The organism is Nonlabens sp. YIK11, from assembly GCF_001413925.1.
Classification (GTDB): Bacteria; Bacteroidota; Bacteroidia; order Flavobacteriales; family Flavobacteriaceae; genus Nonlabens.
Map to the genome: position 1 here is coordinate 2,276,409 of NZ_LBMJ01000001.1, position 23,879 is coordinate 2,300,287.

At 41.9% G+C, this 23,879-nt stretch carries 24 protein-coding genes; 22 read left to right on the forward strand and 2 right to left on the reverse strand.

Annotated elements, in window-relative coordinates; all coding sequences use genetic code 11:
* The first annotated feature begins 78 nt into the window (after window positions 1-78).
* Entirely contained in the window at window positions 79-1,149 is a 1,071-nt protein-coding gene (aroB, locus tag AAU57_RS10230; RefSeq protein ID WP_055412821.1) for a 3-dehydroquinate synthase, read from the forward strand.
* Between the two features lie 74 nt (window positions 1,150-1,223).
* Window positions 1,224-1,550 carry a hypothetical protein gene (locus AAU57_RS10235; protein WP_055412822.1) on the forward strand — a complete coding sequence of 109 codons (327 nt, stop codon included), beginning with the start codon at window positions 1,224-1,226 and terminating at the stop codon, window positions 1,548-1,550.
* 72 nt (window positions 1,551-1,622) lie between these two features.
* Here AAU57_RS10235 and sucC read toward each other — a convergent pair whose 3' ends face one another.
* Entirely contained in the window at window positions 1,623-2,816 is a 1,194-nt protein-coding gene (sucC, locus tag AAU57_RS10240) for an ADP-forming succinate--CoA ligase subunit beta (RefSeq protein WP_055412823.1), read from the reverse strand.
* Between the two features lie 582 nt (window positions 2,817-3,398).
* Here sucC and lysA point away from each other — a divergent pair.
* The 11 genes from lysA (at window position 3,399) to AAU57_RS10295 (ending at window position 15,765) form a co-directional block, all read left to right on the forward strand.
* Entirely contained in the window at window positions 3,399-4,631 is a 1,233-nt protein-coding gene (gene lysA / locus AAU57_RS10245) for a diaminopimelate decarboxylase (protein WP_055412824.1), read from the forward strand.
* A gap of 265 nt (window positions 4,632-4,896) precedes the next feature.
* Window positions 4,897-5,886: a 2-hydroxyacid dehydrogenase gene (locus AAU57_RS10250; RefSeq protein ID WP_055412825.1), complete on the forward strand. Its 990-nt coding sequence runs from the start codon at window positions 4,897-4,899 to the stop codon at window positions 5,884-5,886.
* 234 nt (window positions 5,887-6,120) lie between these two features.
* Complete coding sequence (locus AAU57_RS10255) at window positions 6,121-6,771, forward strand: DsbA family protein (RefSeq protein WP_055412826.1); 651 nt, start codon at window positions 6,121-6,123, stop codon at window positions 6,769-6,771.
* Window positions 6,772-6,782: 11 nt separating this feature from the next.
* Window positions 6,783-7,493: a haloacid dehalogenase type II gene (locus AAU57_RS10260; protein ID WP_055412827.1), complete on the forward strand. Its 711-nt coding sequence runs from the start codon at window positions 6,783-6,785 to the stop codon at window positions 7,491-7,493.
* Window positions 7,494-7,576: 83 nt separating this feature from the next.
* Entirely contained in the window at window positions 7,577-8,452 is an 876-nt protein-coding gene (locus AAU57_RS10265; RefSeq protein WP_055412828.1) for an aldose 1-epimerase family protein, read from the forward strand.
* 362 nt (window positions 8,453-8,814) lie between these two features.
* Window positions 8,815-9,699 (forward strand): DUF808 domain-containing protein, encoded by an 885-nt coding sequence (locus AAU57_RS10270; protein WP_055412829.1) that lies wholly within the window; start codon window positions 8,815-8,817, stop codon window positions 9,697-9,699.
* A gap of 13 nt (window positions 9,700-9,712) precedes the next feature.
* Window positions 9,713-11,233, forward strand: a complete 1,521-nt coding sequence (locus AAU57_RS10275; protein ID WP_055412830.1) for an FAD-dependent oxidoreductase — start codon at window positions 9,713-9,715, stop codon at window positions 11,231-11,233.
* Between the two features lie 52 nt (window positions 11,234-11,285).
* The gene (locus AAU57_RS10280; RefSeq protein ID WP_055412831.1) at window positions 11,286-11,966 is read left to right on the forward strand and encodes an SDR family NAD(P)-dependent oxidoreductase; all 681 of its coding nucleotides are present in this window, start codon (window positions 11,286-11,288) and stop codon (window positions 11,964-11,966) included.
* A 96-nt stretch (window positions 11,967-12,062) separates the two neighbouring features.
* Window positions 12,063-13,910 carry a hypothetical protein gene (locus AAU57_RS10285; RefSeq protein WP_055412832.1) on the forward strand — a complete coding sequence of 616 codons (1,848 nt, stop codon included), beginning with the start codon at window positions 12,063-12,065 and terminating at the stop codon, window positions 13,908-13,910.
* Window positions 13,911-14,075: 165 nt separating this feature from the next.
* Entirely contained in the window at window positions 14,076-15,395 is a 1,320-nt protein-coding gene (locus tag AAU57_RS10290; protein ID WP_055412833.1) for a DEAD/DEAH box helicase, read from the forward strand.
* Between the two features lie 7 nt (window positions 15,396-15,402).
* Window positions 15,403-15,765, forward strand: coding sequence for a hypothetical protein (locus AAU57_RS10295; RefSeq protein ID WP_231717801.1), 363 nt, complete (start codon window positions 15,403-15,405; stop codon window positions 15,763-15,765).
* On the opposite strand, the gene AAU57_RS10300 is transcribed toward AAU57_RS10295, so the two are convergent.
* Window positions 15,762-16,979, reverse strand: coding sequence for a glycosyltransferase (locus AAU57_RS10300; protein WP_055412834.1), 1,218 nt, complete (start codon window positions 16,977-16,979; stop codon window positions 15,762-15,764). The genes AAU57_RS10295 and AAU57_RS10300 overlap by 4 nt on opposite strands.
* Before the next feature lie 114 nt (window positions 16,980-17,093).
* Here AAU57_RS10300 and AAU57_RS10305 point away from each other — a divergent pair, with 114 nt between their 5' ends.
* The 9 genes from AAU57_RS10305 to AAU57_RS10340 all read left to right on the forward strand — a co-directional run bounded on the left by AAU57_RS10305 (window position 17,094) and on the right by AAU57_RS10340 (window position 23,855).
* On the forward strand, window positions 17,094-17,858 hold the full coding sequence (locus AAU57_RS10305) for a ParA family protein (protein ID WP_055412835.1): 765 nt from the start codon (window positions 17,094-17,096) through the stop codon (window positions 17,856-17,858).
* A gap of 4 nt (window positions 17,859-17,862) precedes the next feature.
* Window positions 17,863-18,759, forward strand: coding sequence for a ParB/RepB/Spo0J family partition protein (locus AAU57_RS10310; protein WP_055412836.1), 897 nt, complete (start codon window positions 17,863-17,865; stop codon window positions 18,757-18,759).
* Entirely contained in the window at window positions 18,752-19,342 is a 591-nt protein-coding gene (locus AAU57_RS10315; protein WP_197275404.1) for a DUF5683 domain-containing protein, read from the forward strand. The genes AAU57_RS10310 and AAU57_RS10315 overlap by 8 nt, the downstream gene beginning before the upstream one ends.
* A gap of 3 nt (window positions 19,343-19,345) precedes the next feature.
* Window positions 19,346-20,047 (forward strand): 4-hydroxy-tetrahydrodipicolinate reductase, encoded by a 702-nt coding sequence (dapB, locus tag AAU57_RS10320; protein ID WP_055412837.1) that lies wholly within the window; start codon window positions 19,346-19,348, stop codon window positions 20,045-20,047.
* Between the two features lie 59 nt (window positions 20,048-20,106).
* Complete coding sequence (gene lepB / locus AAU57_RS10325; RefSeq protein ID WP_055412838.1) at window positions 20,107-21,684, forward strand: signal peptidase I; 1,578 nt, start codon at window positions 20,107-20,109, stop codon at window positions 21,682-21,684.
* Between the two features lie 2 nt (window positions 21,685-21,686).
* Window positions 21,687-22,295: a WbqC family protein gene (locus tag AAU57_RS10330; protein WP_055412839.1), complete on the forward strand. Its 609-nt coding sequence runs from the start codon at window positions 21,687-21,689 to the stop codon at window positions 22,293-22,295.
* Window positions 22,292-23,167 (forward strand): DUF1853 family protein, encoded by an 876-nt coding sequence (locus AAU57_RS10335; RefSeq protein WP_055412840.1) that lies wholly within the window; start codon window positions 22,292-22,294, stop codon window positions 23,165-23,167. The genes AAU57_RS10330 and AAU57_RS10335 overlap by 4 nt, the downstream gene beginning before the upstream one ends.
* A 68-nt stretch (window positions 23,168-23,235) precedes the next feature.
* Entirely contained in the window at window positions 23,236-23,367 is a 132-nt protein-coding gene (locus AAU57_RS15310; RefSeq protein WP_262491937.1) for a hypothetical protein, read from the forward strand.
* A complete protein-coding gene (locus tag AAU57_RS10340; RefSeq protein ID WP_055412841.1) occupies window positions 23,364-23,855 on the forward strand; it encodes a Dps family protein in 492 nt (163 codons plus the stop codon). The genes AAU57_RS15310 and AAU57_RS10340 overlap by 4 nt, the downstream gene beginning before the upstream one ends.
* Window positions 23,856-23,879 lie beyond the last annotated feature (24 nt).

Consider the following 23,879-nt stretch of genomic DNA (forward strand, 5'->3'; position numbering starts at 1 on the left):
CGCGAAAGCGAACTCCTCAAGAATCCCGTTGCAACCTATCGAGTTCTGGAAAGAGAGCCATCATAACATGACCCGCAAATGACCTCAATTATCAATGAATCCTATGCCATACATTTTGGCGAGGAATGTTATGTACAACTCAATACGTACGTGGCCAAAAAGTTGCCCAGCATCATTTTTGTGTTGGTCGATGAGAATACCATGCAGCATTGTTACGCACCATTTATTGCAAAACTTGAAACGGTCGCTCCTATTGAAGTGATTGAGATTGAAGCTGGTGAAGAGTTCAAGAATATTGACACATGTACTGGTGTGTGGAGTGCGCTTATTGAACTGGGCTGCGATCGCAACAGTCTTTTTATAAGTCTGGGCGGCGGCGTGGTGACAGATCTAGGTGGTTTTGTGGCTTGTACCATCAAACGTGGTATTGACTTCATTCATGTGCCTACAAGTTTACTGGCGATGGTGGACGCATCCGTTGGTGGGAAAAATGGTGTGGATTTGGGGAATTTAAAAAATCAGATAGGTGTGATACAACCGCCGGTGATGACACTGGTGGATCCTACTTTTCTAGCGACCTTACCTCAAAAACAATTGCGCAACGGTAGCTTTGAAATGTTTAAGCATGGCTTGATTGCAGATCGTGTGTATTGGGAAAATATGCTGGCGATTGATTTTGATTACAGCGACGAGACTTTTGAATCCTTGATCTATCAATCCATCATTATTAAAAATGATGTGGTACAAAGCGATCCCTATGAAAAGGATGCCCGTAAATCCCTCAATTATGGACACACTGTGGGCCACGCGATTGAATCCTTTTGCATGGCAAGTGACGATCATGAAGATTTACTCCACGGTGAGGCGATCGCCGCAGGAATAATGGTTGAATCCTATTTGAGTACGCTTAACACTGGACTGTCTGCGGCAGATTTCAATCAAATCGACTCCTTTTACCAAAGTCTGGACCTGGAATTATCCTTCAACGATAAGGTAGTAGACCAAATCATCAGCCTTATGGCACATGACAAAAAGAACGTTAACGGCGAGGTCCGGTTCGTACTTCTCAATGCCATAGGACAATACAAAACCGATTGTGTGGTCTCTGTAGACCAGATACGTAATGGATTTAAATTATACCTGAAATAAATAAACTGGAACATTTTTATTGTCCGTACTAAGATATTTTTATACTTTCCCAAAAAATTGAAACACCTGCTCCTATGAGAAATGTCATCGTAGATTATAAAAAATTGACACCTGATGTATTGCAACTTTTAGTAGATCGCTATCCAGACGGATATGGCGATGACGATGTCATCAGTTTTAAAAACCATAAAAACGAAACCATCCACGCCGTAGAGGTAAAAACTGAGGACACAAAATACTTAGTGAAAATCTCTCAAAAACTGGAGATGCAGATGGAAGCTTTTGACGTTGACGATTATGACGATGCAGAAATGAATGATCCAGATGCACTACCAGAAATGGATCCTAACGCAGAGGCTGAGGACATTGCAGATGAAGAGCTGGAAGATGACGAAGACTAAATCATTGATTTTATCATAAAACAAAAAACCATCCTCGTGGATGGTTTTTTTATTTCGAAAAGTTCGCAATACTTATGCTAGTACCGCTTGGACCTTATCTGCTGCTTCTTTAAACTCGATAGCGCTCTGCACGTCCATACCGCTGTTATCGATCAAGTCTTTTGCGATTTCTGCATTTGTTCCTTGAAGTCTTACGATCAATGGTACATTCATCGCATCGCCCATACTTTTCTTAGCATCGATAATACCTTGCGCCACACGGTCACAACGTACGATACCACCAAAGATGTTGACTAGAATAGCTTTCACACCTTTATCTTTCAAGATAATTTTGAAGGCCTCTTCTACTCTTTTTGCATCTGCTGTACCACCTACATCTAGGAAGTTAGCTGGTTCACCACCAGATTGCTTGATCAAGTCCATGGTTGCCATGGCAAGTCCAGCTCCATTAACCATACAACCTACGTTACCGTCAAGGTCAACATAGTTCAATCCTACTTCACGTGCTTCCACTTCAGTTGGATTTTCTTCACGTATATCTCTCATCGCTTCAAGATCCTTGTGACGGAACAATGCATTCTCATCCAAAGTAATTTTACAATCCACAGCGATAATTCTCTCATCGCTAGCTTTCAATACCGGGTTGATCTCAAACAAAGCACTGTCAGATCCTACATATGCATTGTAAAGCTTCGCCACAAATTTGGTCATTTCTTTAAATGCCTTACCGCTCAAACCTAAATTGAAGGCGATGCGTCTAGCTTGAAAGCCTTGTAGACCATGAGCCGGATCAATAATTTCAGTAAAGATCAGGTGCGGAGTCTCCTCTGCAACGGTCTCGATATCCATTCCACCTTCGGTAGAATACATGATCATGTTTTTCCCTTGAGCACGATCCAGAAGTACAGACATGTAGAATTCCTCTACTTCTACCTCGCCTGGCTCGTAGACATCCTCTGCAATCAGCACTTGGTGAACACGTTTCCCTTCAGCTGAAGTTTGTGGTGTTACCAGGTCCATTCCTATAATCTCTCCAGAGATTTTCTTCACATCGTCAAGGCTTTTGGCAAGTTTTACGCCACCACCTTTACCACGTCCACCAGCATGTACTTGTGCTTTGATAACGTGCCATCCAGTTCCTGTTTCATCGGTCAGTTCTTTTGCCGCTTGAACCGCTTCTTCTGGAGTGGTTGCGATTTTACCTCTTTGTACGGTAACTCCATAACTGGCTAAAATCTCTTTTCCTTGATATTCGTGAAGATTCATATGTGTTTTTTAAGTTTTGTAATAGGCTAGCAAAAATAACAAAGCAAGTCTCTAAATGGAAATTATTGATCCTAATAATACGTTAGGTTGTTATGTGATATGTTATAAATCTGTCTTGATGAATCAATCCAAGTCATTATGCTTCCCAAAGAGGTTTTTAAGACAATCCTATTCTTTTCAAATCGCTCGTTCTCAGCACTTCGACAAGCTCAGAGCGACGCTGTCGCTCGAACCGGCTTTCTTTTTGCTTTAATTTCATCTTTATAAACCATTATCGAGCGACAGTCGAGATATGGTTGAATGTTCTACTTTTTTCAGAGAGTTACTTCTATATCGCTGCTGCTCGATCGGTTTTACGTTAGGGATTGAAGTGGAAAGCCCGCAGCGATAGCGAGGACTTGCAGCGTAAAGCCCGACCATCGTGGCAGCGATGGGAACGCCCAGATAAAACAAAATGGAATTATTTAAACAAAATAAATACCGCTATGTGGTGTAAAACTTAAAATGTTTTGCCATAAAGCCAATTATGTGGCGTCTCCATCCTATTTTTGTTAGCTTAATTAAAATTTAATCGCATAACTAATGAATGCACAAGATCTATTACATGTAGCGCAGGAACACGGTAGTCCTGTCTATGTCTATGATGCAGACACGATTGTGTCGCAGTATGAACGTTTGACGTCCGCTTTCGCGAAAGTGGAAAACCTTAGAATTCACTACGCTGTCAAGGCGTTGTCAAACATCTCGATCTTAAAGCTTTTTAAACAGTTAGGCGCCGGACTCGATACCGTGAGTTCACAGGAAGTACAGTTGGGAATCGCTGCTGGTGTGGACCCATCAAAAATTATCTACACGCCGAATGGCGTCTCTCTCGAGGAAATCGAGAAAGTGGCCAGTATGGGCGTGCAAATCAACATTGACAACTTGTCGATTCTGGAACAATTTGGTGCCAAACACCCGAAAGTTCCTGTTTGTGTGCGTATCAACCCGCACGTGATGGCTGGTGGTAATGCAAACATAAGTGTAGGTCACATTGATTCTAAATTTGGTATTTCCATCCACCAGATACCGCATTTGTTGCGTATTGTGGAGAATACAGGAATGACTGTTAACGGTGTGCATATGCATACGGGTAGCGACATTCTGGACATTGGCGTATTCTTGTATGCCACCGAAATCCTTTTTGAAACGGCGGCCAAGTTCAAGGATCTGGAATTCATCGATTTTGGCTCTGGATTTAAGGTGCCTTATAAAGAAGGCGATGTCTCTACAGACATTGAGGATCTAGGCGAGCAGTTATCGGGCAGATTCAATGAATTCTGCAAGTCTTATGGTAAAGATATCGCGCTGGCGTTTGAACCTGGAAAATTTTTGGTTTCTGAAGCTGGACACTTTTTGGCCCAAGTCAACGTGATCAAACAGACGACCAGTACGGTTTTCGCTGGTGTGGATTCTGGTTTCAATCACTTGATAAGACCTATGTTGTATGGTTCCTACCATGGCATCAAAAACATATCTAATCCTGAAGGTAAAAATCGTTTCTACAGTGTTGTAGGTTATATATGTGAGACAGATACGTTTGCACAAAACCGTCAGATTAGTGAGATTAGTGAAGGTGATATTCTGGCATTCTCTAATGCTGGTGCCTACTGCTACTCTATGGCGAGCAACTACAACTCACGTTACCGTCCAGCAGAAGTGCTATGGCACAATGGCCAGGCACACCTCATACGCGAGCGTGAAACCATGGAAGATATCTTAAAAAATCAGGTGGAAGTAGAATTAGAATTGAATTCTGATATGGTTGAAGCTTAGTGATTTAAGATTGGCGATTGTAGATTTGTCATGCTGAACTCGTTTCAGCATCTACATTATAACTACTAAATGATTGTAAAACTCTCGATCCTTAATTGGGTTGGGAGTTTTTCTTTTAAAAATAATTTTCAACTATTCGTCATTCTTCATGCGTTTTAATAAAGTAGGTGATTGTTATTTACCATAAACAAACTTTCTAAACATATCCTCTTGTAAGGATGAATGGATTATAGTTACTTAATGGAGTAATCCCATTGACTTTCTTATGAAAATAGCCGTATTCAGTACCAAACCATATGATCAGGCCTATTTTGAAAAGTATGCCCAAGATCAAGCCTATGAATTTTCATTTTTTGAAACGTCGCTCAATAGGCATACTGCAAATCTTACTATAGATTTTGATGCGGTGGTTGTTTTTGTAAACGATAGTGTTGACAAGGCAACCATTGAAATTCTTTCTACAAATGGCATTCAACTTATTGCGCTGCGCTGTGCTGGGTTCAATAATGTTGATGTAGAAGCCGCCCAAAAGAAAAACATCAAAATCGTACGGGTTCCTGCCTACTCACCAGAAGCCGTAGCAGAACACGCAGTGGCTTTGATATTAACGCTAAATAGAAAAACACATAAAGCCTACAATCGGGTACGTGAAGGGAACTTTTCCCTTAATGGTTTAATGGGTTTTAATCTGCATGGTAAAACTGTAGGCGTTATAGGAACAGGAACCATTGGTGCCACTTTTTGCCGCGTTATGAAAGGATTTGGGTGCAATCTTGTTGCTTTTGACGTCCAGGAATCTGCAGAACTTAAAGAACTGGGCGTAACATTTTTGTCTTTAAACGAGGTATTCAAACAAGCAGACATCATATCGCTGCATTGTCCACTCAATGAACAGACGAAACATTTGATCAACAAAAAATCCATCGCGATGATGAAAAATGGCGTCATTATCATCAACACCAGCCGTGGCGCACTGGTAGATACAGAAGATGCCATAAACGGACTGTCCAGTAAGAAAATAGGTTATTTGGGAATTGACGTCTATGAACAGGAAGAAAACTTGTTCTATCAGGATTTATCAGAAAGTATCATCCAAGATGATTTGCTGTTGCGCCTCAACAGTTTCCCTAACGTTTTGATCACCTCACATCAGGCCTATTTTACTAAAGAAGCCATGGAAGAAATAACTACGACCACTCTGGCAAATATCCATGCTTTTTCCAAAGGTCAAGAATTAGAAAACGAAGTGAAATAAAAGGTCTAGTCACTTAACCCCTTTTTGAACAAGGCTTATTTCATGGGAATTTGCACCAATTTGGAATTAAACTACGTATTAGAATTGTAGTAGTTTGCCATTCAGAACGACTGGTTCAGGATTTTGCGATGGTCTAATGTTTATGGTAAAGTTTCTTCTAAGGAGGAAACTTATTTTAATTTCGCTTTCCTGCCTGTCCTGCAGGCAGGCGCGAAAGCGAACTAAATACAACTCATGAAAGAAAAACTAAAAATCGACATTGTATCAGACGTGGTCTGTCCATGGTGTACGATAGGTTATAAACGATTAGAAAAGGCTATAAAAGAACTGGGAATCGAGAACCAAATCGAACTCCAATGGCAACCTTTTGAACTCAATCCCAACATGCCTGCAGAAGGTCAGAACTTAAAAGAGCATATTATAGAAAAATACGGTACGAGTCCTGAACAATACCGTCAAATGCAGGAGCAAATGACAGCTGCTGGCGATAGTGTAGATTTTGTTTTTGATTATTATGACGACCAGCGCATGTCAAATACGTTCGATGCTCATGTTCTACTGGAATATGCACATCAATATGGCAAACAAACCGATTTAAAAATGCGATTGACCAAAGCATTTTTTAGCGAGCGTCAGGATGTTTCAAAAACAGAAGTTCTCAAACAAGCTCTACTGGACGTAGGATTGGATGCTGATGAAGCACTGTCTATGCTAGATAATCAAGAAGCTTGCAACGAGGTACTTAAAAAAGAGGCTTATTGGAAAAGCTTAGGAGTCAATAGTGTTCCTACCATTGTATTTGATAGAAAAAGTGCTGTTACCGGCGCACAACCAGTCGATGTTTTCAAACAGGTTTTGAAAGAAGCTATGGAACAACATGCATAATTGGTAAGTTTATGAAAGAGGTAATGAGGCCTGAGGTGCTTTTTTTTGACGTCAATGAAACTTTACTGGATCTTTCTACCTTGAAAGAAAACATCAGAGGATTGCTGGATGGTAGAGATGATCTTATCAAATTATGGTTCACTACGTTACTTCACCATTCTTTAGTGACCAGCGCAAGCGGACAGTATGAAGATTTCGGGAAGATAGGTGCCGCTACCTTACAAATGGTAGCAGCTAATCATGATATTACCATCCCAGAAGAGGTCGCTATAGACGTCGTGATAGATTCATTCCGTCATTTGAAGCCACATCCTGAAGTGAAAGATGCGCTTATCCAATTGAAAAATGATGGCTACAAGCTGATAGCCTTCACTAATTCGTCCAAAGAAGGTGTGGAACAACAACTGACTAACGCTGGTATAGCAGAACTTTTTGAGGCTCGATTGAGCATTGAAAACTCTGGAAAATTCAAACCTTTTACGCAAGCCTATGATTGGGCAGCACAACAATTGCATACAAAACCTAAGGCATGTATGATGATTGCCGCTCATGGTTGGGATGTTGCTGGTGCACAATGGGCTGGCTGGCGAGCGGCCTTTGTAGCGAGACCTGGTCACCAGAAATACCTGCTAGCACCTGAAGCAGAGATTGTTGGAGCCGATTTAAAAGAGGTAGCTCTTTCACTGATTGCATTACAAAAGAATCATAGAAGAACACTTTAACTAAAGCAAAAGAGAATGTTTTGCACCGTTCTACCTTTCACCAACTTTTCAATTTGTTTAAATTGAGTCCATAAAATATTTCTATGCTCCACACCATCAAAAACGACCAACTCACCTGCACCATCAGTTCTACTGGTGCAGAAATCCGCTCGCTTAAGGAAAAGGAAACCGGTAAAGAACACATCTGGCAAATCGATGAGTCCGTTTGGGGCAGCAGCTCGCCAGTGTTGTTCCCAGCAATAGGAAAAATTAAGGGCGACGAAATCATATATAAAGGTCAAGAATACGCCATGCCACGGCACGGTATCATTAGACATAGTGACCAATTGGTTTTTGAGCAACACAGCGCTTCAAAATGCTCCTTTACCTTGAACAGTTCGCCAGCGACCTTGAAGCAATATCCGTTTAAATTTTCATTTGCTGTAGTGTATGAACTGGTAGTCAAAAGTTTGAAAATGAGTTATTTCATTGAAAACAAGGATGAGGTTCCCATGCATTTTGCCTGCGGTGGCCATACCGCTTACGCTTGCCCATTGACAGATGGCCAGACCTTGGAAGATTACGTGATCGAGTTTCCTACATCGCAGGATTTACGTGCGCAAACCTTGGGCGCTTCTGGATTGCTATCTAATGAATTCCGGACTTTCGAATTGAAAAACGGCACGTTACCACTTTCTAACAACCTATTTGATCGCGACGCACTTATTTTATCCAATATTGATTTTGAATGGGTTCGCTTTCGCGAAAGCGATAAAAACAAGGGCCTCATCGTTAGATTTGAAGGGTTTCCTCACCTCGCGCTCTGGTCAAAACCTGGAGCCGATTATGTGTGTATTGAACCATGGCTGGGATTGCCAGATTCAGAAGGCGAATCGCTGGATATTGCCCAAAAAAGCAGTTACAAAACCATAGATCCAGCAACTCGCTTCTCGATATCGATCATTACAGAGATCGAGTAATTATGCTCAAGCCAAGTCTGATCATAGCTGCAACTAAACGTAAACCTGCTTGAAATTAAATGTCACTTTTTGGGACGGCCGCGTGTAGATAAAGGTTAGATTTAGTGTTCACCGTAAAATGAATTCTCATGGCAAAATCACAGGACGCTAAGAAAAACGTCAAAAAAGAACCTACCAAAACAGCTAAGGAAAAGAAGGCTGAAAAGAAATTGAAAAAATCCAAATAAGCAGCATATCGCTTTAAAAACCCGCAAAGGCTGATGTCCCTTGCGGATTTTTTATGGATTAATATTTTGTTACAAAAGTTGGGTATTTGACTTTAAGACGCGCCTATTTGTACCTTTGCCACAAAAGGTTTCTTAATGGCTTCAGGATTTTTTGCATTACTCGATGATATAGGTGTCCTTATGGACGATGTGGCTGCCATGAGCAAAGTCGCGACTAAAAAAACGGCTGGAATCCTGGGCGATGACCTTGCCGTAAATGCAGAGAAAGCTTCTGGGTTTGTATCTTCCAGAGAGATTCCTGTATTGTGGGCCATCACAAAAGGTTCCTTTATCAACAAACTCATCATCTTACCCATTGCCTTCCTGTTAAGTGCTTTTTTGCCATGGGCCGTGACCGTCATTTTACTTCTTGGAGGTATTTACCTAGCTTTTGAAGGCGCCGAAAAGATCTATGAATGGATTTTCCCGCATGCAAAACCAGATACGGACATACCATCTCAAGAAATGTCTGAGGAAGAAATCATCGCTCATGAAAAAGAAAAAATCAAGGCCGCCATCGTGACCGATTTTATTCTTTCGGTAGAGATCGTGATTATTGCGTTAAGCTCTGTGGTCAATGAACCGATTTTGAATCAGATTATGGTAGTGTCTGTAGTGGCGATCATTGCCACCATAGGTGTTTACGGTATCGTGGCTGCGATTGTTCGTATGGATGATTTAGGATTGCGATTGATCAAAAACAGTGATGGAAAAGGTTTTGGATATACAGTTGGAAAATTTTTGGTTTCGGCGTTGCCTAAGATTGTCAAAAGTTTATCTGTGATAGGAACCATCGCATTAATTTTAGTGGCTGGTGGAATTTTTGTCCACAATCTAGAATTTATCCATGATGCTTTGCATTCTTTACCGGCAATTGTAGGTGAAGCGCTTACGGGTCTTGTAGTTGGTGCGCTTTCTCTAGGCATCTATAAATTGGTGAAGGCTTTATTTTTTAAAAAGGATAAAGCTGCCGCGCATTAAAAACCAGCTTCCATTGGAAAAAGCCGATACGTTCTGGAAGGTCTGCACCGATTGTTTGGGACGCGGCAAGAAAAGCCAGCGCATTCGCAAAAAGGCTAAACTTCAATATCAAAAAGCTCTAGCCGACTTCCAAAAATCGAATGGCGAAGGAAAGGCACCCAAAAAACCAAAAGGTCATCTCAAAACTTGTACAACTTGTAACGGTACTGGACTAGTTCAAAGCGACCACGCTCCTATTCCAGATCAAAACTTCCCACATGTGGCAATTGTTGGTGCTGGTATAGGTGGTACAGCACTTGCTGTAGCCTGTTTGCATCGTGGCATTCCTTTTACTCTGTTCGAGCGCGACGCCAGTTTTGACGCACGTTCCCAAGGTTATGGATTGACGTTACAACAAGCCAGTAAGGCCATGGCTGGCTTCGGAATCCAAGAACTTCATGAAGGTGTTGTTTCTACCAGACATGTCGTTCATCACACTGATGGAACAGAAATCGCCGAATGGGGCATGCGCAAATGGATGGAAAACAGTGACAAAGAGGCTCCCAAAAAAACCAACATTCACATAGCGAGACAGGCCTTGAGACAAGCGCTTCTTGATCAATTGAAAGATCAAGCCACTATTCAATGGAACCATCAATTTATAGATAGTTCCATGGCTTCTAATGAACGCGTCCAGCTGCGGTTCAAAGTAAACAATGATATTCGTAATTACGAGGCAGATCTTATTGTGGGTGCAGACGGCATACGTAGCCAGGTACGTAATCAGATTTTGAGCGACGACTCTACACAGCTGCGGTATCTGGATTGTTTGGTGATTTTGGGCATTTGTCCGTTATCTGATATTGAAAATTCCGATCATGAGCTGCTGGACTCAGCGACGGTGTTTCAAACCGCAAATGGCCACGAGCGTATGTACATGATGCCTTATTCTAGGGATTCCATCATGTGGCAGTTTAGTTTTCCAATGTCAGAAAGTGATGCAAAAAGTCTTAGCGCTCAAGGCCCCAAAGCGCTAAAGCTGGAAGCCATCCATCGCACTCAAGATTGGCACGCTCCTATCCCACAAATTTTGAGGGCAACGCAAGAGGATTTGGTTACCGGTTATCCTGTTTATGATCGTGAGGTTTTGGATGAGTTCGCTTTCCTGCCTGTCCGGCAGGCAGGCGCGAAAGCGAGATCACAAAAAGCCTTTGACAACACTGGTAAATCTTCATCACAAGGCCTAAGTAACGAATCAAAATACATCACATTACTGGGCGATGCCGCGCATCCCATGAGTCCTTTTAAAGGTCAAGGAGCTAATCAAGCCTTACTGGATGCGCTCTCACTGGCACGACTGATATATACAGGTTGCAAGCCACCATCGAACTGGCGAGAAAAAGGAATCAGAACAAATATGCTCAATGCGTTTGAAAAAGAAATGATAGAGCGTAGCACGGTAAAGGTTAAGGAGTCTGCTGCTGCCGCAGACTTTTTACATTCTGACGTAGTCCTTAAGGAAATCGACGCACCAAGAGGTAGTGACATCAAGTAAGTTCCAAGAGGCTTCTTCGTAACTTTGAACTAAAATCAAACAGCTTAAAAAGATGGATATACAAGGGAAAAATGCACTAATTACAGGATCCAGTCGTGGTGTAGGACAACAAATAGCATTGGGACTGGCACGTTTAGGATGTAATATTATCGTTCATGGAAGCCAGCCATCAAGCAATGACAAAACGCTGGAATTATTGGAATCTTTTCCTATTCAAACCTACAGCGTTCACGGCAATCTCGCTGATGATCAAGAAGTCAAAGCACTTATCCATCAGGTGAATAATCTCAATATTCCTATCGATATTTTATACAACAATGCTGGGATCATGAAGGATTACCATGAAGACATCTGGTCACACTCTACTGATGAATGGATGGATACGTATAAAGTAAACGTCGTGGCGATGTACCAATTATGTGCAGCATTTGTGCCTGCGATGATTGAAAATAACTTTGGAAGAGTCGTGAACGTCACTTCTCGTATTTCTGGCCAACCTCAATTAGCACCTTATGGTGCTTCTAAATGGGCTGTAGATAAACTCTCTCAAGACCTGGCTGTAGCATTAGAGAACACCGCAGTTCGCTTGAACTACTTTGATCCTACCTGGTTGAAAACAGATCTAGGTGGTGAGCACGCAGACAATCCTGTAGAAGCTGTCTTGCCTGGAGCTTTAAAACCGGTATTGGTAGAAAATGATGGTCCCAATGGACAGTTCTTTTCTGCCTTGTAAAAAAATATTACATCATCACAAAATTTAGCTAAGACGAACCAACAAAATGGTATCGCTCGGGATGGATTGTACCTTTGTCTGGAATAAGAATGGAACATGAAAGAAAACAAGTCACTAGAATATATAAAGCAAGTACTTCAACATCAACCTTCAGATTGGTTGGGTCTTACAACACATAGGCTGGACGTTTACAACGAAGAATTTGCCAAAACGGAATTCCTCGAGAAATTTGAACATCTATATACTTCCAACAATTTTAAAAGAGAAGCCTTGGCGGAATTGCCAACGGCTTACGATTATATCAGATTGGGTCATCCTCTATCCTGTATTTTGGAATGGGGCATTGCTCAGCAATTGGGTATCGCTGCAAATCACGTCATCGCTTTTCAATCGCAAACGGTTCCCGTTCTTGCGGTGTTGCGTACAAATCTGTTGAAAGGAAAAAACACCAGAATAGTACATCAAGGCAATTTGCCCGACTTTTTTGATGCTGATAAAATCAGAGAGGTTTACGGTTATCATTTTGAATTGCAACAAGTTGGATCCACTAGCGATATGGATGCTTTTGATGGAACCACTATTTTATTATCACCAAAGGAGAAAATGGGTGTATCCCATTTAGAAAATAACATTGATTTCTACGTCAATCTATATGGTCATCTGGGAAGTATCTTGATTGCAAACGGCAAAAAGACTTCAGGTTATATATCTGACATCCAACACGTGCGTCGCAGGGAAACGGTTGCGATGACGCCGTCAAATTCCCTGTTGGCGTTGGAATCCTTTGTACAAGATGCTCCACTAGATCTAACAGAACCTGACATTGAAAACGATAAGACCAGCGTACTAAATTCCATCAATGAGATTACTGGATCACCGATCCAACCCTATGTAGGTTCCAGTGGTTTGTCCATCCAGTATGCCATCATGATGGGACTTATTGACAGCGCTCTCGAGCAACATCCTGGCAAACCTATCAAATTTGTAGTGCCACCTAACTGTTATGGCGGTACTAACGACCAGGCCAGACGCGTTGCGGCTTGCTTGGACCATGTGGAAATTGTGGACTTGCCAGTAGATGGCGATAACGACATGGTAAAAAGCGTCGATCGAGTGCTGGATCAAATTGCCCAGCAGGACGCTGTTCCATTAATCATTGCAGAAATTCCTACCAATCCACGAGTGGAAGTTCCTGTTTTGGAGGATTTGAGAAATGCGCTTTCGCGAAAGCGAACTACACCTAATGGGACGACTGCAATCGATCCGGTATTTATTCTGGACCAAACTTTTTGTCCTAACTATTTATTCTTGGGCGACGGTAAAATTCTATCAGAAGTACGAACCATTTCTTACGCCAGCGGTTCCAAATTCCCTAGCGGCGGTAGATGTACCGCAGGATACTGTGTGGGAAATGGGAAAACGCAAGATTTGATGGACAAGGTGGCGTTGCATCTTGAATTGTGCGATAATGAGGCTACGGCTCAGCAGTACGAGATACTTGCCCAGCAACTGCCCTCCATGAATGAGCGTATTCAATTAGCATACGAAAACACTCGGGATTTTGTTGATTTTATCCAGCAGGAATTGCCAGAAGCCAAAATCAATTTTGTGAGTGAAGAACTCGCACAAGAAGGTTTTACACCATCTGTGTTTTCCATGGACTTACCTACAAAAGGTTCCACGCCAGAAGAACGCGAAACCTATAAACGCGCGCTCAATCTCAAATTGATTCATTTGATGATTGATGAGATTCCGCTGGAAAGTAAGTTTTGCGTGAGTTATGGACAATTGAAAGGCTGTTACTGGACCGTACCAGCCACGAGTACCCAAGGAACCACTAAGGAAGGCGACAAGGATTATATCGTACGCGCTTCCCTATCACCAGACCTTGATCTGGAGCGACATAAAGAAGTTTTTAGGGAATTTGTAAAGGAAATAAAGTAACTCTTAAGATTTCCTACTTAATGGGTCATAACTAACTATTAATTTTTAATAGTTAATTGAGGTCTATCAAAAGCCATTTTTTAGAATGGGAAGTTGTTCTTGTAAACTTTTTGGTTTTCAAAATTTGTACAATTTTATGACCATACTACCTCTTACCTTTGCGGCATGAGCGATTCCCTAAAAAACCAGCAACAAATTCTCGACAAGCTAGGCATCAAACAGCTAAACGAAATGCAAGTCGCTGCGCAAGAGGCGATCAGCTCACAGGATGAAGTGGTGTTGTTATCGCCTACAGGTACTGGAAAAACACTGGCGTTTCTATTGCCTCTAGTGCAGTTGCTAGATGCTCAAGTGGAGAAAGTACAGGCGCTTATTCTGGTGCCGTCCAGAGAGCTCGCGATTCAAATCGAGCAAGTGCTACGTGAAATGGGCAGTGGTTTTAAGGTCAATGCGGTTTACGGCGGTAGATCTGGATCTGGAGACAAAATTTTACTTTCCACTCCACCAGCCATTTTGATAGGAACACCTGGCCGTGTGGCAGACCATTTACGTCGTGGCCATATTGATGTTACTCAGCTTGAGACTTTGGTGCTGGACGAATTTGACAAATCACTGGAAACTGGCTTTGAAAGCGAGATGCGCGAGATTGCCGAGTCTTTACCTAAGGTTCGTAAAAAAATATTGACTTCTGCCACTCAAAAAGTAGGCATACCGCCGTTTATGAAAATGGCAAATCCTAAACGATTGATATTTATCAATGATCAGGAGCCCAATCTCGAGCTCAAAATCGTGGTGTCTCCTACTCCAGATAAGTTGGCTACGTTACGCCAACTCATCGCTCATTTAGGATCCAAACGCGGCATCATTTTTTGCAATCTAAAAGACACGATTGCCGAAGTGAGCGATTATTTATGGGATCGTGACATCCAGCATTCCGTTTTTTACGGTGGACTGGAACAACTGGATCGCGAGCGCGCCTTGATCAAGTTTAGGAATGGAACCCACAAAATCCTTCTCGCAACAGACCTTGCTGCTCGTGGTATTGACGTTCCAGAGCTGGATTACATCATTCATTATCAACTGCCGTACAAACGTGAGGAATTTATCCATAGAAACGGTAGAACGGCGCGCATGCATGCCAGCGGTACGGCATATATGATCAAGTTCCAACAACAAGAATTACCTGATTTTATTGAGAATGCAAGCCTTCTCGAACTTAGCGATTCCAAAAAAGCCAAACCAGACCAAGAATGGGAAACCCTTTATATTTCTGGTGGTCGCAAGGATAAGATTTCAAAAGGCGATATTGCCGGCTTGTTTTTCAAGCAGGGAAACCTAACGAGAGATGAATTGGGCGTGATCGAGCTCAAGCAGGATTGTGCCTTTGTGGCGGTGCCTTATGAAAAGGCATACGAATTGATCAATACACTTAACAATAGCAAAATAAAAAAGCGAAAAGTGCGCATTTCACTTTTGGACCAATAAGAATATTATGAGCGAATCCACCACACCAGACTCTAATGAAATCAAGCAACAGGAGTTTCTAGTTGAAAAGGTTTTCTACGATCTGGAAAATAGAAACGAAGGTCTGGAAGAAGACAAAAATTACTTCAGCGAGAATGATTTTGCCTCTATCCTACTGCGCGCAGAGCATTACGGCATTGGCATTTTTAACATGGAAGCCTACCACGACGGGAAACTTTTTGGGACTGACAATCATGAAGTCTACCGTAAAAAAGCCACGCATCCACAGTGGTATAAATCGGCATTTGGAAAGTTCAAAAGGGCTCAAAAAGACATGCTCTATCGTGCCGATTTCAAGGTTTCACAGAAACTACTCGATAGACAGGATTAGTTCTTTTTAGCGTTGATCCAGTAGTTTATGAACTTGAAATGCGCATCGGCGTGATGTAGTGCGATTTTGTTGACCAGACTTCTTTTTCTGGGATGATGCTGCTTTAAATCGTTGATTTTAAGGAATAACGCTTTCGCGAAAGCGGACTTTTCAAAATCCCTTTTAAGAATCTCAAAGTTCTCGTTTACTTGATCCTGCCAGCGCGATGGATTTGTAGATAAATCCAAAGCATCTTCCGCAAAATCGGCCCAAGAACCTGTTGCAGGAGCATCATTTAAACGAATTCCCTCAAACGCCATGGCCGTTCCCGCGATGGCCAGTCCGTTTTTCATGGCGTCAAATATTTTGCCCTTCAAACCGGCACCAAAGCGCAACGGCGCCAGTAAAACCTTGTGTTTTGACAACACCACTTCTACGTCTGCTGCGTGACCTTTGATGAGGAATCCGCTATCGGGATCATGTAAGTCCAGTATTTTTTGAGGCGCATTGGGACCATAAATGAATAGTTGTGCCTCTGGCTGATTGGCTCTTATAATAGGCCAAATCTCAGTTTTAAGTATTTCTACCGCATCCACGTTAGGAGCATGCCTTAAATTACCTATCGTGCAATAATCCTGACGCTCTTCAAAAGGTTTGGCCTTAGTTTGATGTTTATTGACTTGATCACCTTCCACCAAAAACGGAATGTAAAACAAGGTTTCAGGATCCACTGGGAAATCGTCCTGCAACAGTTCCATTTCAAACCTTGAAATGATCAGGCTCAAATCCACCCGATTCATACTGCTTATCTCACGCAATGCCAGTTCGCTCTCAAATCCATCCTGAAGACTTGTGCCTTGCAGCACCTGTTGTTCTCTGGCCGTTCGCAGGAAATGTAGGTCTTCTGTATCCAGGATTTGGATTGCTTGAGGCGCATGGTTACGCACACGCCAGCCGTACTGCTCTTCTATCAAGAATCTATCGTACAACACCACTGCTGGTTGAAATTCCAACAATAATTGATCTAAGGAATCCTTATGTAAATCAATACCATGTGTGGATATACGGCGTTCTTTTAACGATGGTTGAGCCGTCTGTTTCAATCGAGCAGCACAACAAAAAACCACCTCATATTCCTGTTCCAAAAAGAGATCTATAAGTTGTAGGATTCTGTAACCAGCAGCTGTTTTAGTAGGTTCTGGCCAGATGTATCCTATGACGAGCAGCTTTTTCATAACGCAAAGTTAGGTTAGAATGCTGTACATAAATGCGGTATAAGTATGCCGATTAATCTGGGCAATACGAACATTAATATTTACATTAGCAGTCTTAAAAATTCAACAATTTTCATGGGGAAAATCATTGCAATTGCAAATCAGAAAGGTGGCGTAGGAAAAACAACAACAGCCGTGAATCTTGCGGCCTGTCTAGGTGTTTTGGAAAAGAAGGTATTGCTTATTGATGCAGATCCACAGGCAAACGCATCTTCAGGTTTAGGCATCAATGTGGACAAGGTTGAAGCAGGAACGTATCAATTGCTGGAACACACCATCAAGGCGGCAGACCTTATCGTAAAGACAGAGTCGCCCAACCTGGACATCATTCCCGCACATATTGATCTTGTAGCTATTGAAATTGAACTGGTAGATCAAGAAAACCGTGAGCAGATGCTGCGCAAGGCTCTGGCACCTATCAAAGACGATTACGATTATATTATCCTAGATTGCGCACCATCATTGGGTCTTTTGACGCTTAATGCTCTAACCGCCAGCGATAGTGTCTTGATCCCTATTCAATGTGAATATTTTGCATTGGAAGGTTTGGGCAAACTTTTAAACACGGTAAAGAGTGTGCAAAACCTGCATAATCCACAACTGGATATTGAGGGATTGTTGCTAACCATGTACGATAGCAGGTTGCGATTGTCCAATCAAGTGGTAGAAGAAGTCAATCAGCATTTTGAAGGTTTGACCTTCAAGACAATCATCCAGCGCAATGTGCGTTTAAGTGAAGCGCCATCTTATGGCGAGAGTATTATTAACTATGATGCCGCGAGCAAAGGTTCAGAAAATTATCTAAGCCTTGCTAACGAACTCATTTCAAAAAACTCCTAATCACATGGCAAAAGCAACTAAGAAACAAGCTTTGGGTCGTGGATTATCAGCCTTATTAAAGGATCCATCCAACGATATCAATACCGCACAGGACAAGAATGCCGACAAGATCGTGGGCAACGTGATTGACCTGCCGCTGGAAGATATCGACATGAATCCATTCCAGCCGCGTACCAGTTTCAATGAAGAGAACCTGCGTGAGCTGGCCTCTTCCATCAAGGAATTGGGTGTGATACAGCCTATTACCGTTCGCAAAAAGGGATTTGGCAAGTTTGAATTGGTTTCTGGAGAACGTCGTTGTCGTGCGTCAAAATTATTGGGATTAAAAACCATTCCAGCTTACGTACGCATTGCTAACGATCAGGAATCCCTGGAAATGGCACTGGTAGAAAACATCCAGCGACAGGATCTGGATCCTATCGAGATTGCCCTTTCTTACCAGCGATTGATTGAAGAAATTGACTTGACTCAAGAACAGATGAGTGAGCGTGTGGGCAAGAGCCGTAGCGCGATAGCCAATTATTTGAGATTGTTAAAGTTAGATCCAATCATCCAGACAGGTATGCGTGACAACTTTATTTCCATGGGTCATGGTCGTGCCTTGATCACTATTGAAAACCTTGAAGATCAGCTGGATATTTATCAAAAAATATTGAGTGATAATTTATCCGTGCGAGATACTGAAGCACTTGTTAAACAGTCTAAGGGAAGTCCGCTTTCGCGAAAGCAGAACAAATCAAAATCCTTGCCTGCACATGTGGAATCATCGATAAAAGAATTGAGCGACGCCTTGAATACAAAGGTGACCGCTACCACAAGTTCCAGCGGAAAAGGAAAACTGACCATAGCATTTGAATCCAAAGAAGACCTGGAGCGCATTACTAAAATGATAAATGGCTAAGCTGCTTCCATATCTTTTTTTGATGGCGTCTTGCTGGTGTTTTGGGCAACGTACCGGTGATCCCATTCAAGTCAATGCGGTTACTGACAGCTTGATACAGCCAGATTATTCCGCTTATTTATATGATGCTAACCGTCCATCTAAGGCCGCTTTTTACAGTGCTGTACTACCAGGATTGGGACAGGCTTACAACGGCAAATACTGGAAAATACCTTTGGCCTATGCAGGAATAGGTATTCCTGTTTTGGCGTATATCGCTAACGATAAGGAGTATCAACGGTTACGCACCGCTTTTCAAATACGACTCGCTGGTGGTACTGATGATGAATTTTCAAATGAAAACGGCGAACCCATTGTGACCAACGCTGGTCTGGAACGCGCACAACGCGTCTCACAGCGCAACAAAGAATTGAGTTTGCTCATCGCTGCTGCATTTTATGCCATTCAAATCATAGACGCTAATGTGGATGGTCACTTAAGTCAATTTGATGTGGATCGCGATTTATCTTTCAAACCTTATCTAGATTACAATCAATCGGCATCTGGAACCAGTTATGGTTTTGCTTTATCCTATACATTTTAAATCATGAAAATCGGACTACTAGGCTACGGCAAAATGGGAAAGGTCATCGAGCGTATTGCTCAAGAGCGAGGCCACGAAATTGTAGCAAGAATCAATAAAGATGATTCTAAAAACGATCTAGAAAAGAGCGATGTGGTCATCGAGTTTACCGCACCAGAAAGCGCACTGGACAACCTGAAGTATTGCATTAATAAACAGATTCCAATTATTTGTGGTACAACGGGTTGGAATAGCAGCATAGAAGAAATCTATGAACTAGTTTCTGACCAAAATGCGGCTCTGGTGCACGCTTCTAATTTTAGTTTGGGCGTGAATTTATTCTTTGAGCTCAACAAGAGATTGGCTGCTTTGATGGAGCCCTTTGAGGACTATCAATTGGCCGTTCAAGAGATACACCATACAGAAAAAGCAGACGCTCCTAGCGGTACCGCCATTACCCTTGCGGAAGGCATTATGGAAAACACCCATTTTACAGATTGGCACCTGGGAAAGGAAAACGAAAAAGATTCTATTGGCATTGAGGCATTGCGCGAGCATGATGTTAAAGGAACTCATTTGGTTTCTTGGAATAGCGACGTAGATCAAATTGAAATCAAACACACAGCACACAGCCGTGATGGTTTTGCATTAGGTGCTGTCATCGCGGCAGAATGGCTGTTAGACAAAAAAGGAAGCTTTACCATGAAGGATGTGTTGGGATTGTAACGATGACGTTACTTTTATAACTAATACTTCAGGGAAACGAATACAATAAAGATTACAGAATGAGTTGGACAGGTTGGATCATCCTATTTATCATATTACAGATTGTCCACGGCGCAGGTACGTGGAAATTTTATAAAGCCGCAGGCAGACAAGCTTGGGAAGCCTTTGTTCCTGTGTATAACTCGGTTGTATTGATGAAAATTATTAATCGTCCCATATGGTGGACGATTTTGTTGTTTTTACCAGTCGTTAATTTAATCATGTTTGTGGTGATTTGGGTGGAGACCTTGAGGTCTTTTGGCTATAACAAAGCTAAAGACACTGCGCTAGTCGTTCTAACCCTAGGACTTTATTTGTATTACGTAAATTACACGCAGCCGTTAGAACACATTAAAGAACGCTCCCTAAAACCCAGAACTGCCGCCGGCGAGTGGACCAGTTCTATTTTGTTTGCGGTGGTTGCAGCTACTATTGTGCATACGTATGTAATGCAGCCTTTTATCATTCCAACGCCATCACTTGAGAAAACCTTACTCACCGGCGACTTCCTTTTTGTATCAAAATTTCATTACGGTCCTAGGTTTCCCATGACACCTGTGGCTGCTCCTATGGTTCATGATACGATTCCAGTATTAAGTGTCAAGAGTTATTTGGATAGACCGCAACTTCCTTACTTGCGTCTACCAGGCGTTAGTGACGTGAAGCGCAACGATATTGTGGTGTTCAACTGGCCAGTGGATACGGTCAATGCATTCCCATATAATGATGGGAAATACCACTATAAACCTATCGATAAGAAATCGAATTACGTCAAGCGCTGTGTTGGTATTCCTGGAGATACGCTTTCCATGATTGAAGGTAAGGTGCACATTAATGGCGAACCACTCGTACTACCAGAACGAGCCAAATTGCAGCATTCCTTCCTATTAAAAACTAAAGGTGCTCAGTACACTGAGGAACAAATGAATGAATTTGGTATCACAGATGGTTTCCAGCAAGGTCAATTAACTGGTACCAATACACCTGCGTTATCCATCAAGGCAGCTACTGATGAGGCGATAGAAAAACTTGAAGCTACCGGGAACATTGTTGAGGTCGAGCAGACCATCTTTTCAGATGCATTCTCACAGCGTTATTTCCCTTATGATGGTATGGTAGGTAATAGTTATGATAATATAAAGCCGTTTCTCATTCCTGCTAAAGGAATGACCACACCTATTACCTATAAAAATATTGACTATTACCGTAGGATCATTGAAGTTTACGAGGGCTCTGAAATGGAAATCTCCAATACCATCAATCTACGCGGAAACGATGTCTACCTCAACGGAAAACCACTAACGGAATATACCTTCCTGCAAAACTATTACTGGCTTATGGGTGACAACCGTCACAATAGTGAAGATAGTCGCATTTGGGGTTATGTTCCAGAATCACACGTGGTAGGAAAACCAGTATTTGTCTGGATGAGTATTGACTGGAGCAAAAGTTTGACCGATATGGTGCGTTGGGATCGCTTGTTTACCACCGTGAATGGCACAGGTCAGCCTACCTCCTATTTCGTGTATTTTGTTGTGCTTTTGATCATCTATTTTGTGGTGCGTAAAATCATGAAAAACCGCAAAGCAAAAAAATAGATATGTCGCTTATCATACATCCTAGCTACTTTGTGGATGTAGAATCCTTAGTACATATTTATCACTGCGGTCAACTTGTTGTAGATGCTAACGATAGTTATGTGAAGCAGACCTATCGCAGCCGTTGTTACATTGCAGCCGCCAATGGACCGCTCACGCTCAACATTCCTATCGTTCACGATGGCAAGCAAAACTCCACGCTGTACAAAGATGTTCTTATAGACCTATCACAGCCTTGGGCATCCAACCATCTCAAAAGCATCACCAGCGCCTATAAAAGCAGTCCTTATTACGAATATTATGAGGATGACTTAATGGAGTTGTATCAGGACATTCCAGAGAAACTTATGGAATGGAATATTAAAACCATGCAGTGGCTCTTGTCACAGCTCAATCTAGCTACCGATTTAAACTTTACGGACGACTACCAAAGTGATGAGCTTGCCACCTACCTGATCACTGCTAAAAAGAGATCAGATCTTGAAATCAAACCCTACATGCAGGTATTTCAAGAAAAGCATGGTTTCCTGCAGCCGTTATCAGGACTGGACCTTTTATTCAATTTAGGCCCATCTTCAAGAGCTTATCTCAAAAGCACATCGCCATTTTGAATACGGACTATGACAGGTTCAAGGCTTTCTACCAGACGTCCACTTTCTGGCAGGGAACGCTAGGTGGTATTCAGCAATTTCCTTTATCCAATTTTGATTTTAGCCATTTGAGCGATGAGGAAGATATTCTAGAATTGCCGTCGATTCCTCATGGCACCGTATTGGGTAAACGAGCGGAATACTTTTTTGAATTCTGCGCGAGGCAAAGCTCCAACTATGAAGTTCTCGCATCCAACGTACAGGTGTTTAGAGGCAATCGTACCCTAGGCGAGATTGATTACATCTTGAAACACAAAAGTACGCAGCAGGTGTTTCATGTCGAGTTGGTGTACAAATTCTACATTTTTGAGCTGGGCAAAAATTATAAATCCGCTTACTTGAGCCACGATCAAAACCAGGAGCTCTCCAGTTATGTTGGACCCAATAGGCGCGATTATTTCATTAAGAAGTTTGACCATCTTAAAAACAGGCAACTACCTATTTTACAATTACCTGAAACCCTTGAACTGCTCCAATCATTGAACATAGATGTGACCCAAATCAAGCAGCAGGTTTGCTTCCTTGCGCACGTTTATATCCCACGAGAAATGTGGCGGCATGAATTTAAATACCTCAATAAAAGATGCATCAAGGGATATTATATGGATGAGTTCGCTTTCGCGAAAGCGATAACCTCCAACCTCTATTTTCTACCTGAAAAAAAGCAATGGAAAATGCGACCACAGTCCTTGCAGGTGGCATTTACTCATGAGCAATTATTGCCAGAAGTGCGCCAAAGCCTAGAGCGTGGATTTGCTCCCATGATATGGATGCAGTGGCCTGGTGGAGATTTTGAGAGCTTCTTTGTGGTGGCGGCTTTACCAACTCCTTAAGCACGATTTAACATGATGTTTTTAAAGATGAGCACGTTGCGGTTTATCTTTAGTAAAAACAAAACATTATGGAACGCAAATTTGAAAGAACTAAGAGTGATAAGCCACTAGGAGAAATGGGAGACCGTTCAAAGCCAAAAGATTTTGATCTGGACTCTACAACCATCAACAAAAAAGAAAAAGAAAAAACCAAAAAATGAGTTACCTAAATTTTAATGCCGAGAAAGCTAATAATACTTCAAAAGAATTGAACATCTTATTAGCCGACTATCATTTGTATTACCAAAAACTAAGAAATTTTCACTGGAATATTTTAGGACATAACTTCTTTGATTTGCATGTGAAATTTGAAGAAATGTACGACGATGCCATTCTCAAAATAGATGAGATCGCAGAGCGTATATTGACACTTAGATTTCAGCCTACTTCTAACTATAGTGACTACTTAAAAATGTCAAGTATTAAAGAAGCAAAATCTGAACTTAAGGATGTTGAAATGGTCAATGCATTAATCGATGATCATGGATTGTTATTGAAGCAAATGTCCAAAGTAGTGGAAGTTGCAGGAGAAGCGGAAGATGAAGGTACTATTGATTTAATTGGTGCCTACATACGTGAACTGGAAACTACCAGCTGGATGTTAGATGCATGGAGAATGAAGACTGGAGACATTCACAAAGCGGTCTAATAAAACGTTTTTGATAAAAAACCG

Excerpts from the sequence above, each read along its gene's own strand:
- aroB (WP_055412821.1), top strand. The coding sequence starts at position 79 with ATGACCTCAATTATCAATGAATCCTATGCCATACATTTTGGCGAGGAA.
- AAU57_RS10235 (WP_055412822.1), top strand. The coding sequence starts at position 1,224 with ATGAGAAATGTCATCGTAGATTATAAAAAATTGACACCTGATGTATTG.
- sucC (WP_055412823.1), bottom strand. The coding sequence starts at position 2,816 with ATGAATCTTCACGAATATCAAGGAAAAGAGATTTTAGCCAGTTATGGA.
- lysA (WP_055412824.1), top strand. The coding sequence starts at position 3,399 with ATGAATGCACAAGATCTATTACATGTAGCGCAGGAACACGGTAGTCCT.
- AAU57_RS10250 (WP_055412825.1), top strand. The coding sequence starts at position 4,897 with ATGAAAATAGCCGTATTCAGTACCAAACCATATGATCAGGCCTATTTT.
- AAU57_RS10255 (WP_055412826.1), top strand. The coding sequence starts at position 6,121 with ATGAAAGAAAAACTAAAAATCGACATTGTATCAGACGTGGTCTGTCCA.
- AAU57_RS10260 (WP_055412827.1), top strand. The coding sequence starts at position 6,783 with ATGAAAGAGGTAATGAGGCCTGAGGTGCTTTTTTTTGACGTCAATGAA.
- AAU57_RS10265 (WP_055412828.1), top strand. The coding sequence starts at position 7,577 with ATGCTCCACACCATCAAAAACGACCAACTCACCTGCACCATCAGTTCT.
- AAU57_RS10270 (WP_055412829.1), top strand. The coding sequence starts at position 8,815 with ATGGCTTCAGGATTTTTTGCATTACTCGATGATATAGGTGTCCTTATG.
- AAU57_RS10280 (WP_055412831.1), top strand. The coding sequence starts at position 11,286 with ATGGATATACAAGGGAAAAATGCACTAATTACAGGATCCAGTCGTGGT.
- AAU57_RS10285 (WP_055412832.1), top strand. The coding sequence starts at position 12,063 with ATGAAAGAAAACAAGTCACTAGAATATATAAAGCAAGTACTTCAACAT.
- AAU57_RS10290 (WP_055412833.1), top strand. The coding sequence starts at position 14,076 with ATGAGCGATTCCCTAAAAAACCAGCAACAAATTCTCGACAAGCTAGGC.
- AAU57_RS10295 (WP_231717801.1), top strand. The coding sequence starts at position 15,403 with ATGAGCGAATCCACCACACCAGACTCTAATGAAATCAAGCAACAGGAG.
- AAU57_RS10300 (WP_055412834.1), bottom strand. The coding sequence starts at position 16,979 with ATGAAAAAGCTGCTCGTCATAGGATACATCTGGCCAGAACCTACTAAA.
- AAU57_RS10305 (WP_055412835.1), top strand. The coding sequence starts at position 17,094 with ATGGGGAAAATCATTGCAATTGCAAATCAGAAAGGTGGCGTAGGAAAA.
- AAU57_RS10310 (WP_055412836.1), top strand. The coding sequence starts at position 17,863 with ATGGCAAAAGCAACTAAGAAACAAGCTTTGGGTCGTGGATTATCAGCC.
- AAU57_RS10315 (WP_197275404.1), top strand. The coding sequence starts at position 18,752 with ATGGCTAAGCTGCTTCCATATCTTTTTTTGATGGCGTCTTGCTGGTGT.
- dapB (WP_055412837.1), top strand. The coding sequence starts at position 19,346 with ATGAAAATCGGACTACTAGGCTACGGCAAAATGGGAAAGGTCATCGAG.
- lepB (WP_055412838.1), top strand. The coding sequence starts at position 20,107 with ATGAGTTGGACAGGTTGGATCATCCTATTTATCATATTACAGATTGTC.
- AAU57_RS10330 (WP_055412839.1), top strand. The coding sequence starts at position 21,687 with ATGTCGCTTATCATACATCCTAGCTACTTTGTGGATGTAGAATCCTTA.
- AAU57_RS15310 (WP_262491937.1), top strand. The coding sequence starts at position 23,236 with ATGGAACGCAAATTTGAAAGAACTAAGAGTGATAAGCCACTAGGAGAA.
- AAU57_RS10340 (WP_055412841.1), top strand. The coding sequence starts at position 23,364 with ATGAGTTACCTAAATTTTAATGCCGAGAAAGCTAATAATACTTCAAAA.